Annotated in this window: 11 protein-coding genes and 1 pseudogene; 10 read left to right on the plus strand and 2 right to left on the minus strand. The window is 33.8% G+C overall.

The features are described 5' to 3' along the window. The first annotated feature begins 141 nt into the window (after window positions 1-141). Window positions 142-1179 (plus strand): branched-chain amino acid aminotransferase, encoded by a 1038-nt coding sequence (locus G634_RS0115035; protein WP_026505947.1) that lies wholly within the window; start codon window positions 142-144, stop codon window positions 1177-1179. A gap of 326 nt (window positions 1180-1505) precedes the next feature. Further along, on the plus strand, window positions 1506-2921 hold the full coding sequence (locus G634_RS20560) for a hypothetical protein (protein WP_026505948.1): 1416 nt from the start codon (window positions 1506-1508) through the stop codon (window positions 2919-2921). Window positions 2922-2999: 78 nt separating this feature from the next. Here the strand turns inward: G634_RS20560 and G634_RS0115045 are convergent, their stop codons facing one another. Next, window positions 3000-3506, minus strand: coding sequence for an HXXEE domain-containing protein (locus G634_RS0115045; protein ID WP_026505949.1), 507 nt, complete (start codon window positions 3504-3506; stop codon window positions 3000-3002). Between the two features lie 441 nt (window positions 3507-3947). Between G634_RS0115045 and eno the strand changes: the two genes are divergently transcribed. From eno to G634_RS19570, 8 genes and pseudogenes are all read left to right on the plus strand, one after another. Beyond that, on the plus strand, window positions 3948-5249 hold the full coding sequence (eno, locus tag G634_RS0115050; protein WP_026505950.1) for a phosphopyruvate hydratase: 1302 nt from the start codon (window positions 3948-3950) through the stop codon (window positions 5247-5249). Window positions 5250-5465: 216 nt separating this feature from the next. Continuing rightward, window positions 5466-5714: a DUF6110 family protein gene (locus tag G634_RS19560; RefSeq protein ID WP_035800406.1), complete on the plus strand. Its 249-nt coding sequence runs from the start codon at window positions 5466-5468 to the stop codon at window positions 5712-5714. A gap of 6 nt (window positions 5715-5720) precedes the next feature. Then, the gene (locus G634_RS0115060) at window positions 5721-7820 is read left to right on the plus strand and encodes a heavy metal translocating P-type ATPase (RefSeq protein WP_026505951.1); all 2100 of its coding nucleotides are present in this window, start codon (window positions 5721-5723) and stop codon (window positions 7818-7820) included. A 243-nt stretch (window positions 7821-8063) separates the two neighbouring features. Beyond that, the gene (pulA, locus tag G634_RS0115065; RefSeq protein ID WP_026505952.1) at window positions 8064-10802 is read left to right on the plus strand and encodes a type I pullulanase; all 2739 of its coding nucleotides are present in this window, start codon (window positions 8064-8066) and stop codon (window positions 10800-10802) included. A gap of 116 nt (window positions 10803-10918) precedes the next feature. After that, the gene (locus tag G634_RS0115070) at window positions 10919-12004 is read left to right on the plus strand and encodes an NADH:flavin oxidoreductase (protein WP_026505953.1); all 1086 of its coding nucleotides are present in this window, start codon (window positions 10919-10921) and stop codon (window positions 12002-12004) included. Window positions 12005-12045: 41 nt separating this feature from the next. Then, a pseudogene (locus G634_RS19565) lies at window positions 12046-12754 on the plus strand (ABC transporter ATP-binding protein). Window positions 12755-12757: 3 nt separating this feature from the next. Then, window positions 12758-14359 (plus strand): hypothetical protein, encoded by a 1602-nt coding sequence (locus G634_RS0115080; protein WP_026505954.1) that lies wholly within the window; start codon window positions 12758-12760, stop codon window positions 14357-14359. A 17-nt stretch (window positions 14360-14376) separates the two neighbouring features. Then, window positions 14377-15192, plus strand: coding sequence for a TraX family protein (locus G634_RS19570; RefSeq protein ID WP_051234101.1), 816 nt, complete (start codon window positions 14377-14379; stop codon window positions 15190-15192). Window positions 15193-15382: 190 nt separating this feature from the next. Here G634_RS19570 and G634_RS0115090 read toward each other — a convergent pair whose 3' ends face one another. Then, entirely contained in the window at window positions 15383-17068 is a 1686-nt protein-coding gene (locus G634_RS0115090) for a bifunctional diguanylate cyclase/phosphodiesterase (RefSeq protein WP_026505955.1), read from the minus strand. Window positions 17069-17229 lie beyond the last annotated feature (161 nt).

The following is a 17229-nucleotide window of genomic DNA, read 5'->3' on the forward strand; positions in this document are numbered from 1 at the left end:
TGGAATATTTGAACGTAGATGAGTAAACATTAGTAATAGAAAGCATTATTATACCTTGACAATATAAAAAGGTGTTCTATAATGTTTACATAGCAATACTTTAATGCTTTAAAGTAAATATATGCAAAGGGGACAATAAAAATGGCAAAGAAAGAATTAGACTGGGCAAATATTGGTTTTTCTTATATGAAGACAGACTATCGTTATGTGTCTGACTTTAAAAATGGCAAATGGGACGAAGGACATATTACAGATGATGCCAATGTTGTCCTCAACGAATGTGCTGGTGTTTTGCAGTATTCACAGTCATGCTTTGAGGGACTTAAGGCATATGAGACAGAAGATGGAAGAATTGTTACTTTCCGTCCAGATCTTAATGCAAAACGTATGGTTGATTCAGCAAAGCGCTTGGAGATGCCGCCTTTTTCTGAAGAACAATTTATCGATGCATTAGATAAGGTTGTTTCAGCTAATAAGGATTGGGTTCCACCATATGGAAGCGGAGCAACATTGTACATAAGGCCTGTTATGTTCGGCTCTTCAGTTGTAATTGGTGTTAAGCCTGCTGATGAGTATCAGTTCCGCATGTTCTGCACTCCTGTTGGACCTTATTTCAAGGGTGGTGCTAAGCCAATCGTAGTAAAAGTATCTGATTTTGATAGAGCAGCACCACATGGTACAGGTAATATCAAAGCTGGACTTAACTATGCTATGAGTCTTCACGCAATTGTTACAGCTCATAACGAAGGTTTTGCAGAGAATGTGTACCTTGATCCTGCTACCCGTACTACAATTGAAGAAACAGGTGGTGCAAACATTATTTTCGTTGATGCCGATGGAAATTTAGTAGTACCAAAGTCTGCATCTGATTCAATTCTTCCATCCGTTACCCGTCGTTCAATTGTATATGTTGCTGAGCATATTCTTGGACTTAAGGTTGAAGAGAGAACTGTTCGCCTTGATGAAGTTCATAATTTCAAAGAAATGGGTCTTTGCGGAACAGCGGCTGTTATTAGTCCTGTAGGAAAAATTAACGACCATGGTAAGGAAATTTGTTTTGAATCAGGTATGGAAAAGATGGGACCAGTTATTCAGAAACTTTATGATACACTTACAGGCATCCAGATGGGCAGATTAGAGGCACCAGAAGGATGGATTCATGAGATAAAAGTTGATTAATCCTTTTTGAATTGAATTTTATTAATTAAATAATAAAAATATTTTCTGCCATCAGCTCTGCTGATGGCAGTTTTTTTAAGAAAAATAATTAAAAACTTAGATTATTCATACGTAAATTAAAGAAGAAAAGTCAAATTGATGAATTGCATGAATACTTTGACGAATTGCTTAATATTAAAGTAGTAATAAAATTCATCTTGAGGTAACATATTATTGCACAAAATATTTTTTGCTTGATTGTTCAAAAAGTTTTGTTTCTTAAATCATAAACATATCAATTAAAATTTTCATTAGCAATTATTTTTTGAAATTGGAAAGAAGGGAAAATGGATAAGAAAATCAAGAAAAAAATTATCAGTTCAACTTTAGCTGTTACCATAATAGGAATGTTAGGTGGATGCGGAAGTTCTATACAATTAGAAGAATCTAAGAAGGATAGTACAGAAAATTCTTCAGAGCGTAATTCCGGTTCATTAAATATGACAAATAATGCTCAAGTTGAAGATTCAATCAAGGCAGACAGTTCTTCAAATATAGCAAGCACATCTGATAACAAATTAGAAAAAATATCTTCAGATGAAAGTGTGTATGAAGATGTTTTGGATATGCAGTATTATCAGCTGGAAAATGCAGTTGTATATAGTGATTTTTATACAACAAATCCTGTAAGTGCAATGGCAACTTATGCTTATTCAAAGGATGGTCTTGATAAATCAAAAGCTTTAGAATACTCCGGATATGGTTTTGTTGATCTGAATAATGATGGAGTAAATGAACTTATTATCGGTAATACATCTGATGATAAAAATCTTGAAAAGGTAATATTTGCTGTTTATTCAGTGAATCACAATGTGCCTTATTTTATTACAGGTAGTGATGAATTTACCAGATATTATCTTTGCAGCAATAATACTTTATATAGCGAGTATTTATCTGATTCCCGAAATGAGATGTGCTTTTACAAGCTTTCTAAAGACGGATTAAAAACTGAGGTTTCTGAAAGTTTAAAGTCTTCTAAAGATGATAATGGGAATGTTTCATGGAAGTTATTTTCTAAGCCTGATAGTGAAACTGATATTACTCAAGACGATGCAGAGAAATTTATTACCGAATATAAGACTCAACGAATTAGTTTTAGCTTAACTCCATTTTCAGAATATAAACCTGTCAATTCTGAAGATTTCTATAATGGAATTAGTGGTTCTACGTTTGGAAAAGGTTTTTCATCATGGAAAGATGCATATGAAACTTATTGTACCCAAGAAAGACCTGAAAATGATGATGGACAGACTTATGCGCTTATTTATATTGATGATGACGATATTCCAGAACTAGTTGTAAATTCTGGCTTTGAAGCTGGTGGATGTCAAATTGTATCCTTTCATGATGGAACTGTAACTGAGCTTCAGACAAGCAGACTTCATTTCACATATATAGAAAAAAGCGGATTAATTTGCAATTCTGACGGAAACATGGGTGGATACTACGATATGGTATATCATCTTGACAATGGTAGATGGAAGAAGGTTTTTAATGGATTTATCCATGAATACGTACCAGAAGATGCCAAAGAAGGTGATGGAGACGAATTAAAGCGTGATTACCAGATTGATGAAAAAGATGTTGATGAAACAACATATAATACTAATCTGAAAAAAGTCTATGATTTAGATAAGGCAAAAGAAGTAGACTCAAGTGTTTATATTCCTTATGATAAAATGATAGAGGAATTAAAAAAATAATCGAAACTAATCAATAGTAAAAGAGTTTGTATATAAGAAAATATATTCTTACATACAAACTCTTTTTTGCTTATTTTTTTAAATATTTTTTGAAAAGCATCCAATAAGCGATTGAGCAAATTTTAAATTTATGACTACTATTGCAATTCCAAGTAAAATACACATTGTAAAAATAAAGTCTACATTACTAACTTTTGCAAAGCATTTATAGATAATCAAAATGCTTATAGGCAGAGATATAATACTAGTTGCAAGTGCTGGTATATATTGTTTTATAAAAAGGGATTGAAGAATGTGAATTATGAAATGAATAGCGCATCCTATAAAACCTCCTAACCAAATATATTCAATAACCGTTATTTTGGTATATAAGGCAAGTACCGATACAATTGTGCATACTATAAATTCTTCAAATACAGCGAGTGCAAATCCCTCAGTAGAAAAATTCTTATAGGTTTTGGCGATAGAGGGATATTTATTTTTTAACATATTCCTGTTTTTATCTAACCAAAAACCAAATCCGATTATTTCTTCCATATCATGAAAAATAAATATGATAGGAAAAAGAAGAGCATATTTATCCATGGCAAATCCTTTCAATAATAATTAATAATTTAGAAGTAAATTTTACCATAAAACAAGAGAAAATGACTCTTTTTATAGCTAATTGAGAATTGTTCTCATTTGAATACAACATTTTAAAGGAAAACAATTATATAATAGTTAGGTAAGACTAACGAAAACAATTAATTCAAGTTACAAATCAAGGCTAATTACATGATAAAAATAATCATTTACTGGTATTGACTATAAGAGAAAGAGAATATAGAATTGTCATTGTTAGCGATAGCTAACTTTGTGTAAATCATCTGAATTCCTCTTTTTATTACCAAACGCCGAATGGGTATGAAAAGAGGAATTCGATAAACTGATAATTACTACATTTGAAAATAAATTACAGATTTAGGGATACTAAGAAACATTTATTCCCTATAAAAATTGCTTTTTGAAAGGAGCATTATAATTATGAGTAAACTTACTATCGAAAAAGTTATTGGAAGAGAAATTTTGGACTCTCGTGGAAATCCGACTGTTGAAGCACAGGTAACTCTTGTAGACGGAACTGTTGCAACTGGAACTGCACCAAGTGGAGCATCAACAGGCGAATTTGAAGCACTTGAACTTAGAGATGGCGATAAATCAAGATATTTGGGCAAAGGTGTTACAAAAGCAGTTAATAACATAAATACTGTAATAAATGATGCTGTTAAAGGTCTTGACGCATCTGACACTTATGCAGTCGATGCAGCTATGTTGAAAGCTGATGGTACAAAAGATAAATCAAAACTTGGCGCAAATGCTATTTTGGCTGTTTCTATTGCAACTGCAAGAGCTGCTGCAAAATCTCTTGATATCCCGCTTTATAGATTTCTTGGCGGTGTATCTGGAAACAGACTTCCAGTTCCAATGATGAATATCTTAAATGGTGGTGCTCATGCTGACAGTGCTGTTGATACACAGGAATTTATGATTATGCCTGTAGGAGCTCCTTCATTTAAAGAAGCTCTTCGCTGGTGCGCTGAAGTTTTCCATAACCTTAAGAAACTTATAGGTGAAATGGGTGATGTTACAGCAGTTGGTGATGAAGGCGGTTTTGCTCCTAATAAGTTAAAGAACGATGAGGAGGCTATTGAGAAGATTCTTGAAGCAATTAAGGCTGCAGGTTTTGAACCAGGCAAGGATTTCATGATTGCTATGGATGCTGCTGCATCTGAATGGAAGAGCGAAAAAGGAAAAGGTTTTTATAAGCAGCCAAAATCTGGAAAAGAATTTACTTCTGATGAACTTATTGCTCACTGGGAGAGCCTTGTTGATAAATATCCTATTATTTCTATCGAAGATGGATTGGATGAAGAAGATTGGGATGGCTGGAAGAAGATGACTGCTAAAATTGGTGGAAAAGTTCAGCTTGTTGGTGATGATCTTTTTGTTACTAACACCGAAAGACTTAGCAAGGGCATTAAGCTTGGAGCAGGTAATTCAATTCTTATTAAGCTTAATCAGATTGGATCAGTATCCGAGACTCTTGAAGCTATCAAAATGGCTCATAATGCTGGATATACAGCGATTTCTTCACATCGTTCAGGTGAAACTGCTGATACAACAATTGCTGATCTTGCTGTAGCTCTTAATACATGCCAGATTAAGACAGGTGCACCAAGTCGTTCAGAACGTGTTGCAAAATATAATCAGCTTCTTAGAATTGAAGAACAGCTTGGAGATAGTGCAGTATATCCAGGAATGGACGCATTTCACGTAAAGAAATAATAATAATTCTTACGGAACATGCGGTAAATGTCATTCCTTGTTGATAAATTTTCTTATCTAGCAACTTGAAATTGGGATTTCATTGATGTACAATGAAGTTTGTTTCTTTTGGGTTCAATTAGATAATTGTGTGCCAGGTTTAATTGAACAGTTACTGATATGTTGTTAACTATAAGTATTCAGTAACAAATTATGTGTTAGATAGGAGATTTTATTATGAAGAATTTACGTCAATGTGCATTATTTTTAGGTGGGGTTCTTTTTGGTACAGCTGGTATAAAGATTTTATCAAGCAAAGATGCAAAAAAGTGCTACACACATACTACAGCGGCTATTCTTCGTGCTAAAGAGTGTGTAATGGATACTGCTAACAAAATCCAGGAGAATTGCGATGATGTTCTTGCAGAAGCAAAGGAAATCAATAAAGATCGCAAATCTAAGGAAGATGTAGTAGTTGGAGAATAATTAAATATGAAAATAGTCATTAAACATGAGATAAGCGGACGAATTCGTTTTTCCATGCCTAAGAGACGATTTTCCTTTGAGGAAGCAGATAGGTTACAATACTATCTGCTTTCTCTTGATGGAGTTGAAAAGGCTACAGTTTATGAAAGAAGTGCTGATGCAGTTGTTGTTTTCAAAGGCAATAGAGACGAACTACTTTCAAAAATTTGTGAATTCAATTCTGAATCTGAGGAAATAAAAGCTCTTGTTCCTGAAGGCTCTAGCCGTATGTTAATGGCTTCATACAAGGAAAAACTGATTTCAAAGATTATACTTCACTATGGTTGCAGATTTGTTCTTCCTTCACCGATAAGACGAGTTAAAGCTTTTGTCATGGCGACAAAGTTCGTATATAAAGGTTTGGCTTGCTTATTTAAAAGTAAAAAACTAGAAGTACCAGTGCTTGATGCCACAGCTATTTCTGTATCACTTTTGACAGGAGATTATGAAACAGCTTCATCTGTAATGTTCCTTCTTGGAATAGGAGATCTTCTAGAAGAGTGGACGCATAAAAAGTCTGTTGATGATTTGGCAAGAAGTATGGCTCTTAAATCTGATAAAGTATGGCTTAGAAAAGATGGTATTGAAGTTCAGGTTCCTTTTAGTCAGATAGTTCCTGGAGATACTATTTCAGTAAGAGTTGGCAGTGTTATTCCGTTTGATGGAACAATTGTTGATGGACAAGCTATGATTAATCAGGCAGCTCTTACCGGAGAAGGCATTCCTGTAGCAAAAGAAACAGGTGCTTATGTTTATGCAGGAACTGTATTAGAAGAAGGAGATATTCTTCTTAGAGTAGAGAAAGCTTCAGGTGCAAGCCGATACGAAAAGATAATAAAGATGATTGAGGATTCAGAACAGCTTAAGTCTGGTGTTGAATCGAAAGCAGAACATTTAGCTGATAAACTTGTTCCTTATACATTTGGAGGTACAATTCTGGCATATCTTATAACCAGAAATATTACCAAGGCATTATCTGTTCTTATGGTTGATTTTTCATGTGCTCTTAAGTTATCAATGCCTGTTACAGTTTTATCTGCAATGCGTGAATGTCAAGACAATCATCTTACAGTAAAAGGCGGAAAGTTCCTAGAAGCTATAGCTAAGGCTGATACAATTGTTTTTGACAAAACAGGAACTCTTACAATGGCTTCGCCAAAAGTAGTTGATATTGTTACTTTTTCAGGAAATGATAAAGATGAAATGCTTAAGATAGCAGCTTGTCTTGAAGAACATTATCCTCATTCTATTGCAAATGCTGTTGTTAAAGAAGCTTCCATAAAAGGACTTGTTCATGATGAAATGCATAGTAGCATCGAATATGTAGTAGCACATGGTATTGCTTCTGATATTGATGGTAAAAAAGTTGTTATAGGTAGTTGGCATTTCGTAATGGAAGATGAGAAATGTATTATTCCTGAAAACGAACGTTATAAACTAAGTAATATTCCAGAACAGTATTCAAGGCTGTTTTTAGCAATTGGCGGATATCTTTCAGCAGTAATATGCCTTGAGGATCCGTTAAGAAAAGAAGCTCCAGATGTTATAAAAAAGCTTCATGATGCAGGATTTAGCAATATTGTTATGATGACAGGAGATTCTAAGCATATAGCACGAAGAGTTGCTATAGAAGTTGGAGTCGATTCCTATTATGCCGAAGTTCTTCCGGAAGAAAAGGCTGAATTTGTTAGCAGAGAGAAGGCAAAAGGACATACAGTGATAATGATTGGTGATGGAATAAATGACTCACCAGCACTTTCTGAAGCTGATTGTGGAATAGCTATAAGTCAAGGAGCGCAGCTTGCAAGACAAATAGCAGATGTTATGATTTCTGAAGATGATTTGTATAAGCTTGTTACATTGAAAGAACTTAGTAAGCTTCTTATGAAACGTATACATTTTAATTACCGTTTTGTGGTTGGTTTTAATCTAGGTTTAATCGGTATGGGACTTACAGGACTTATTGCGCCTGCTACAAGTGCTATGCTTCATAATGGATCAACTATAGCTTTGGGACTTCATAGTTTGACAAATTTGAAAAATGATAATAATGATTCAAATTCGTAAAAATTGATTTTTAATTTATAGCAAGATAAAAAAATATCCATTTGTTAGATTATTTCTATCAAATGGATATTTTTTTATCTAAATTTGCAAGTTCAAAAAAGATTATCATCTAGTTCTACTAAGTACTATCTATCGTAATGATATTTCGTTGAACTTTCGCTGTTTTAGCCTTTACTCACTGCGCCAAAAAGCGTAAAATTAATCATGGAAAACGTTTTCTGAATAATATTAGGAGGTGTAGAGATGAAAAAGAGTATTACATCAAGAGTAATGGCTTTTTTTCTAATGGTATTGCTTGTAACAGCAACGTTTCTTGGGGACTCATGGACACAAATTCGTGTATATGCAGCTGATGGCGTAACGCTGAAACTTCATTATCATAGAAAAGATGGTGATTACCAAAAATGGGACGCATGGATGTGGCCAGAAGGTGGTGAAGGAGCAGGTTATCCTTTTGAAAAAGAAGAAGGAGATATGGTTGCAACTATAAATATTACTAATGGTGCATCGAGAGTTGGTTTTATAGTTAGAACTAAAGATTGGGACAAAGATTATCCAGATGATCAATATGTGGATATTTCGGAAGTTGTATCAGGAACAGTACATGCTTATGTTGAGTCGGGTACAGAAGGTGCTACGAAGAAATATGGAGATGATGTGGTTATTGGTACTAAGTTGAAAAAAGCAGTATATGATGGAAAAAATATGCTACAGCTAACTCTTACAGGGAAAATGAATGATAAGTTGAAAGACTCTTTGTATGTAGTAGGCCGAGATGGAAAAATAAAAATTAAATCAGTTGCTCTTTCTAAAAAAGTATCTGATAGCGAATATCTGTATGATGTAGTATTGGTAGAAAAACTTGATGCAAGCCGAAGTTATCGAATAGGTTTTGAAGACAGGGAATATCCAGTATCAATGCCTATTATCTATGGAGAAAAGGAGTTCGAAGATAAGTATACTTATACAGGAAATGACCTTGGCGCATCTTATAGTAAGAATAAGACAGTTTTTCGTTTATGGGCTCCAACCGCACAAGAAGCTAGTGTTAATTTGTATGAATCAGGTAAACCTTGGGAAAAAGATTTAAAAGAAGAAGTCAAAATGACATCTGACAAAAATGGTACTTGGATTGCAGAAGTTCAAGGTGATTTAAAGGGTACATATTATACTTTTAAAGTGGTTCTTGACGGACTTGATGTTGAAGCTTGCGATCCATATGCACGTACAACCGGTGTCAATGGTAAAAGAGCCATGGTCATTGATCTTGATTCTACAAATCCGCAAGGATGGGATGAAGACAAAAATCCACATGCTGGAATAAAGATGACAGATGCAATGATTTATGAACTGCATATTAGAGACTTTTCTGTTGATGAAAATGGAAATATAAAAGATGCTGGTAAGTATACAGCTTTTACTAAAACAGGTACCAAGACAAAAGGAGGTAATCCAACAGGAATTGATTATTTAAAGAGTCTTGGTGTTACGCATATTCATCTTATGCCGTTTTATGATTTTGGATCAGTCGATGAAAATTTACAGACTACAGAAAGGTTTAACTGGGGATATGACCCTGTTAATTTCAATGTACCGGAAGGTTCTTATTCAACTGATCCGTATAATGGAGAAACAAGAGTAAAAGAAGCAAAACAGATGATAAAATCTCTCCACGATAATAGCCTTTCTGTTGTTATGGATGTTGTTTATAATCACGTCTATAGTGGAAAAGATTTCTGCATTAATCGTCTTGTTCCAGGATATTTTTCCAGGATTAATGCTGATGGAACATATTCCAATGGTTCTGGATGCGGTAATGATACTGCATCAGAAAGATCAATGGTTAGAAAATATATTGTTGATTCGGTTTGTTACTGGGCAGATGAGTATCATATTGACGGTTTTAGATTTGATCTTGTGGGCCTTCTGGATGTTGATACTATAAACGAGATAGTAAAAGAGGTGCACAAAAATCATCCTGACGTTATATTCTATGGCGAAGGATGGAGCATGAATACTGATATTACAAAAGAAAATGTTATTTTAGCAACGCAAAAAGCATCAGATAAAACACCTTCTTTTGCATATTTTAATGACAACATAAGAGATAACCTGAAAGGAAGTGTATTTAATACATCAGAGACTGGTTGGGCATCAGGTGCTAAAAACTGTGAAAAATCGTTGAAAGCATCTTTTATGGCAAATGAGACCTGGTGCAAGAATCCTACTCAGATTATCCAATATGCTTCTTGCCATGACAATAACACTCTTTTTGACAGAATTGCTACAGCTCGCCCTAAAATTGATGAAGAGACACGAATAAAGATGAATAATCTTGCAGCAGCTTATTATCTGACTTCTGAGGGTGTTCCTTTTATGCAGGCTGGTGAAGAAATATTAAGAACTAAGGTTAAAGAGGATGGAACTTTTGATGATAACAGTTATAACTCAGGAGATAAAATAAACTGCATTAAATGGGAAAATCTCGATGATAAGAAGTATCAGGAAAACCTTGAATTCTATAAAGGGCTTATCAGTTTTAGAAAAGAACATAGTCTTTTACGATTAGACAGTAGAAAAGAGATTGACAAAAGAGTTACTCCTATTGAAAATCTCGATGAAAATGTTATTGCATTTACAATGGACAACGAGGATAAAAAGGTTGAAGGAGAACCTTCAGAAAAGATTATTCTTGTATTTAATCCTAATGAAAAAGGCACAAGTATAAGTCTTCCAAAAGGAAAATGGAACGTTTGCGTTAATGGTAAAAAGGCAGGATGCACATCGCTTGGCGCAGTATCTAACAATGTTACAGTTGAACCATTTTCAACTATGATTCTTGTAAAAGGAAATACCGGTGCAGTAAAAGGAGCAAGAAGAACTAGAACAATGCAGTATATTGCTGGAGGATTTATGATCACAGCAATAATATGTGCAGCGTTTATTTTCATTTTAGTACCATCAAGAAAATACAAAAAATAATTTAATATTTATTCCCTCTTCATAGAATGAAATTGACAAGAATTATATAATTGTTTTAATTATAGTTTTGCTGTGATAAAATTAATCTATTATATTCTTATGGAGAGGGGATTTTTATGCACAAAAACAGTACTAAATGGGAGTTAGTTGGAAGTCCGATTACAATTAACAAAACTGTAATAAAAAACAGACTTACGATGGCACCAACTGTAAAATTTGACTATGCAGGAGAAGATGGAAAAGTTACGTCAAAGCACATAGAACACTATAAAGAAAGAGCAGAACATGGTGTAGGACTTATATGTGTTGAAGCAACAGCGGTTACTCCATCTGGACGATTTTGGAAAAATCACATGGGTCTTTGGGAAGATGAGCAGATTAAAGGGCACAAAGAAATAGTAAAAGCATGCCACGATAATGAAACAGCAGTTATTATACAGCTCAATCATACAGGAATCGTTTCTAATCCTGATTGCGGAGAAATGATTGGTCCTTCAGCTGTTCCTACCAGGGATGAGAACGTCTATTCGAGAGAGATGTCTATAGAAGAAATCCATGAAATGCAGACTAAATATGTCGAGGCTGCAATTAGGGCTAAAGAAGCAGGATATGATGGAATTCAGCTTCATGGCTGTCATGGCTATCTTATAAATCAGTTTATTTCTAAAAAAACAAATCATAGAAAAGATGAATATGGTGGAGATGCCAAAAACAGAGCAAGATTTGCAACAGAAATAATACAGAAAATACGCGCAAAATGCGGAGAAGATTTTCTTATTTCAGTTCGAACAGCTGGAGTAGAGCCTACTGTAGATGAAGCTATAAAAATAGCTGATGAATATGTCAAAGCTTCATGTAACTATTTACAAGTTTCAACCGGTATAGAATGGGATGATTCTAGTGTTAAGGCGAGAAATCCTGTATACAATGATATTTGCGAACTGGGAGTAAGATTCCATGAACACTTCAAAGACATTGTTCCCGTTTCTTGTGTAAATGGATTGCTTGCACCTGATGCTGTTAGGTATCTAATTGAGAATAAACTTGTTGATACGGTTGACTTAGGACGAGCTCTTCTTGCAGACCCTTCATTTAGTGAAGCTGTATTGGAGAGTAAATCTTTTGTAAAATGCTATAATTGTCTACGATGTCAGTATGGACCTGGAATGCCACATAAATGTCCTGCTGCATTAAAAAGATAAACTAAAAATCATTATAATTAATGAAAACTCTGGAGGAAATGATGCTTAAAATAGAACATTTAACTAAGGTTTATGGTGATAAAAAAGCAGTAGATGACATATCATTAACTATAGAGGATGGTGAAATCTTTGGTTTTATCGGACATAATGGAGCCGGTAAAAGTACTACACTTAAAAGTACTGTTGGAATTTTAAATTTTGACGAGGGTAAAATCACAATTGATGGTGCTTCTGTAAAAGAAAATCCTATTGAATGTAAACAAAAAATTGCTTATATACCTGATAATCCTGATTTGTATGATTATATGAGCGGAATAAAGTATTTAAACTTTGTTGCTGATGTATTCAGAGTATCTGCTTATGACAGGTTAAAAAAAATTGATCATTACGCTGAATTATTTGAAATAAAAAATGAATTGGCTCCAACCTATTTCATCATATTCTCATGGTATGAAACAAAAACTAGCCTTGATATCTGCATGGATGCATTCGCCAAAGCTAATCATTATGGATGAACCTTTTGTTGGTCTAGATCCAAAAGCTGCACACATTTTAAAAGAGATGATGCGTGAACATTGTAACAATGGCGGAGCAATCTTTTTTTCAACACACGTATTGGAAGTAGCAGAAAAACTCTGCGACAAAGTTGCTATTATAAAACAGGGAAAGCTTGTTAAAATTGGAACAATGGAGGAAGTCAAAGGAGATGACAGCTTAGAAGAAGTATTCTTGGAATTGGAGGCTGAATAAATAATGCTGAAAATCTTATTAAAAAAACAACTCTTTGAAATATTTAAAGGCTATTTTTATGATGCTAAAAATAATAAAATGCGTTCTAAGTTGTCTACTTTTTTGGGTGTTCTATTTTTTCTGGCAATAATGATAGGTCTTCTAGGAGGAATGTTTACATTTTTTGCATCCTCTATGTGTAAAGGTCTTGTAGCATGTAAAACAGAATGGTTGTACTTTCTGATAATGGGATTTATCGCAATAATGATAGGCTCTTTTGGAAGTATTTATAATTCTTATAATGCTTTGTATTTGTCAAAAGATAATGAACTGTTATTATCCATGCCAATACCACCAAGAGACATAGTCATTTCAAGGCTATTAACAGTATATGTGATGGGTATCATGTATATTTTAACCGTCACGATTCCGATGGAAATTGTATATTTTCAAAATGTTCAGTTTTCTACTAATAAACTGATATGCGGTATTTTGATGATACTTTCGATTTCCTTTTTTGTAATGGTAGTATCTTGTCTTATTGGTCTTATTATAGCTAAAATAAGCGTGAAGCTTAAAAATAGAAGCTTTGTAACAGTGTTTTTATCATTGATATTTATGGGCGTGTACTATTTTTGCTATTTCAAGGCAAATGAACTTATAAACAATCTTGTATTAAACGCTGTAACCTATGGAACTAAAATTAAAGGAAACGCTTATATATTATATGCTTTTGGAAGCATCGGAGAGGGTAAATATAGTTATGCACTTTCTTTCTTTTGTATAACAATAGCAGCACTAGCACTGCTGTGCTATTTGATGATGAGAAGCTTTATAGGAATTGTAACAACCAGCGAGAAGACAAGCAAAGTTAAGTATGTTTCTAAAAAAAGAAAAGAAAAGTCTTTATTCGGCGCTGTTCTTTCAAAAGAATTTGCTAGATTTTTCGCAAGTCCTAGCTATATGCTCAATTGTGGCATTGGATTAGTTTTTTTGATTGTTAGTGGTATTTTTATTTTGATAAAAAAAGAAAAAGTTCTTTATGCATTCGACTTCGTAATGGCTGCTAATTCAGATGATATAGCTGTTTATCTTTTAGTAGGAATGTTATTCTTAGTGAATGTATGTGATATAGCAGCTCCATCAGTGTCTCTTGAAGGGAAAAGTCTTTGGGTAATGCAATCACTGCCTGTTCCTGCTAAAATGACTCTTTTTGCTAAAGCTTTTATGCAGATAATATTGACGATTGTGCCTATGATATTTGCTACAATCTGTATATTGCTTGTTTCTAATACATCAGTAACTGTAGCTATACTGATTGTATGCCTGGCAATTATGTATGTGATTTTTTCTGGACTTCTAAATACAATTATTGCAATAAAAATGCCGGTTCTTACTTGGACTAATGAACTTGAGCCTATCAAAAGAAGTGGAGGAACTTTTCTTGCTATATTTGGAGGCTTTGGTATTGTAGCAGCTATATTTTTTGCATATGAACAGTTTTTTAGTCAAGGTTTGGGGGCTTCTTTGTTTCTGACATCTGTTACAGTTGTGCTGTTATTCCTGAATATTGTAATGACTGTTTGGATTAGCAAAAAAGGAGCAAAATTATATTCAAATCTATAGACTTTGGAGGAAAACTAATGAATATTGCAGCGACACCACAAAACACAAATGTTACTAAAGGATTAACAACAACCGGATTAAAAATTATTGCCGTAATCTGCATGTTTATAGATCATTTAGGAGCTTCAATTGTTGAGGATATAGTAATAAAAAACTATATTGGACTTGAAGAAAACTGGGTTCTAATATTAAGGAATGTTTATTTAGTCATGAGGATGATAGGTAGAATTTCGTTTCCTATTTATTGCTTTTTTATCGTTGAGGGATATTTTTATACTCATGATTTGAAAAAGTATCTACAAAGATTAGCAATACTGGCAGTTATTTCTGAAGTGCCATTTGATATGGCTTTTTCCAGAAAAATCTTTGCTCCCGATTATAATAATGTATTTATCACGCTTGCAATAGGTTTGTTAACAATTGCAGGTATCGATAAGGCAAATAGCTATATTATGAACAAAAATAAGGGTTATTCTTCACATATTGAAGCTATCATAGGGAGTACTTTAATAGCTGCTACAGGATGTGCTGCCGCATATATTTTAAAAACGGATTATTCATATTGCGGTATTATTACGATAATAATAATGTACTACAATAGGAAAAGTGCAAGTTTTAATCCGGTATTTTCTATGATAGAAGGAGTAATATGGCTTGGAATATCAGCAGGATTGGTAGAACTTGCAGCTTTAATTGATGCACTGTTTATCCACTTTTATAATGGACAAAAAGGTCGTAATATTAAGACTTTCTTTTATGGATTCTATCCTGTTCACTTGGCAATACTTGGAATTATCAATATGCTGATTTTAAAGCATTTTGGAGCTCTATAAATAAATTTTTTAGTTATGAATGACTGTGGAATGGTAGTTTGAAAAAGGATTATGAACAAGTTTTTAAATAAATTGTTTGAAAAAAGTATTATGAAGAATGATATTAATCTTGTTTTATAAAATAAAACAAAATATATAGTAAAAATTTAGCCGATACCATGAATTAGTAATGGTATCGGCTAATTGTATTTTAGAAAACAGGTGCGGTATTTTTATTTGCTTGTAGCATATATTTTTCTTCGAATTCTTCTTTTGGCATTGGTTTATTGAACAAAAGCCCCTGAAAATATGGAACGCCGATGTCTGTAAGATGTTCATAGGTTTCTGATGTCTCAATTCCCTTTGCAATCACTGTAACCCCAAGTTCTTCACACATTTTAACTATTGAGCTTAGAATAATCTTGGTACGTTTTCTTTTTTCGCTTTCTGCGATAAATGATCTGTCAAGACATATTCCATCAGCTTCAATCTGATCAATCATTTTAAGTGAAGATTGTCCTACACCAAATCTGTCAATAAATACTTTAAATCCAAAAGAACGAAGCTGAACTATATTACCCGCCAGAAGATTGCCATGATCGCCAATTGCAGTTTCCGGTATTTCAATATGTAACTTTGAGGCATCTATTAAATGTTTTCTTGACAATTCAAAGAAAAATCTAGGAATATCCAAATACAGGAAATCTCTGGAAGAGACGTGAATAGATAAATGCAAATCGCGTCTTCCCATATCCTGCCATTTTTTTAATAACTTGGCAGATTCTTCCCAAATATAAGTATCAAATCTAGCGATAAGAACTGATTCTTCAAGAATATCTATAAAGGAATCAGGTTTAACAACATCTCCGTCAGGAAGTATCCACCTTGTCAATACTTCGGCTCCAATCGCATTAGAAGATGTATCAAGCCTTGGCTGAAGATATATCTGGAATTCATGTTCTTCAAGCGCTCGTTCAAAACTTTGAACAGTTTTTTCTCTTCTAGAAATCTTGTGCATAAGTGTCTGATCAAACCATGAAAAACCAGATACGATATTTTGGTGTATTCTTTCCATTGCCATTGTAGCCTGATCCAGCATAAATGGAATTGGAAGAGAATGGTCAGTAATTCTATATAGTCCAAAGTGCAAGGTGATAGGCCTTGCCAAATCATGAATCTGATTTGTGGATTGAAGTATAATATCTGCAATGCAATCTTCGTCAAACATCCTGGAAGGTACACAAATAGCAAACCTGTCACCATATACATGACCAATAACAGCATCTTCAGGAAAAGCGTTCTTTAAAAGATCTGCTATAAAGACAAGTATTTCGTTTCCCTTCTCACGACCAAGGAAGGTGTTTATTGATTGGAACCCCCTAATATTAAGCAAAATCATAACACCTGAATCATCCTTGTGTGATTCCAAAAGGTGTCTGGCCTGAAACAAAAAGCCTTCATAGTTAGGAAGCCCTGTCATCTGATCGTGAAAAAGAAGATAGAGCACATTTTCATTTTCTTTCTCTGGCAAAGAAATCTTAGGTTCTTCACTTACGGTAGACTGAATAGTAATCATCTCCATTACACATGGAAGATGCACATCATCAGGCAAGCTAAGCATAATGGGCGTTGAATGAATCTGAAACTTACGCCCATGATAATTTTCTGTACGTTCAACTGTTGAAAATGTACGTACAGCTTTCAAACTTGTACAATTACTGCATCTGTTATGACTATTCCAAACACTGTGACACGCTTCGCCTGTATGGATTTGATTGTCATCATCAATAATTATCACTCGACATTCCTCAGGATCGACAAGTCTTACTATATCATAGAGCGGACGAAGAGTTTGCATTGTCATACGGACACGTTCAGGAGTATATTCTTTTTCCATAAGCAGTATTACCTTTTTAAATAATAAAGGTGATTATTCTAAAATCTAAACAAAAATCACATTTAGTGACACTGTATTTATTGTTTAAGAATAATCCATTACAAAAATATGTCTAGATAGTATAAAAATAATAAGACCGAATTTCCTATTTATAGTATAGA

The sequence above is a fragment of the Butyrivibrio sp. NC3005 genome, assembly GCF_000424545.1.
In the GTDB taxonomy this organism is placed as follows: domain Bacteria; phylum Bacillota; class Clostridia; order Lachnospirales; family Lachnospiraceae; genus Butyrivibrio.

Excerpts from the sequence above, each read along its gene's own strand:
- eno (WP_026505950.1), top strand. The coding sequence starts at position 3,948 with ATGAGTAAACTTACTATCGAAAAAGTTATTGGAAGAGAAATTTTGGAC.
- G634_RS19570 (WP_051234101.1), top strand. The coding sequence starts at position 14,377 with ATGAATATTGCAGCGACACCACAAAACACAAATGTTACTAAAGGATTA.
- G634_RS0115090 (WP_026505955.1), bottom strand. The coding sequence starts at position 17,068 with ATGGAAAAAGAATATACTCCTGAACGTGTCCGTATGACAATGCAAACT.
- pulA (WP_026505952.1), top strand. The coding sequence starts at position 8,064 with ATGAAAAAGAGTATTACATCAAGAGTAATGGCTTTTTTTCTAATGGTA.
- G634_RS0115080 (WP_026505954.1), top strand. The coding sequence starts at position 12,758 with ATGCTGAAAATCTTATTAAAAAAACAACTCTTTGAAATATTTAAAGGC.
- G634_RS20560 (WP_026505948.1), top strand. The coding sequence starts at position 1,506 with ATGGATAAGAAAATCAAGAAAAAAATTATCAGTTCAACTTTAGCTGTT.
- G634_RS0115060 (WP_026505951.1), top strand. The coding sequence starts at position 5,721 with ATGAAAATAGTCATTAAACATGAGATAAGCGGACGAATTCGTTTTTCC.
- G634_RS0115045 (WP_026505949.1), bottom strand. The coding sequence starts at position 3,506 with ATGGATAAATATGCTCTTCTTTTTCCTATCATATTTATTTTTCATGAT.
- G634_RS0115035 (WP_026505947.1), top strand. The coding sequence starts at position 142 with ATGGCAAAGAAAGAATTAGACTGGGCAAATATTGGTTTTTCTTATATG.
- G634_RS0115070 (WP_026505953.1), top strand. The coding sequence starts at position 10,919 with ATGCACAAAAACAGTACTAAATGGGAGTTAGTTGGAAGTCCGATTACA.
- G634_RS19560 (WP_035800406.1), top strand. The coding sequence starts at position 5,466 with ATGAAGAATTTACGTCAATGTGCATTATTTTTAGGTGGGGTTCTTTTT.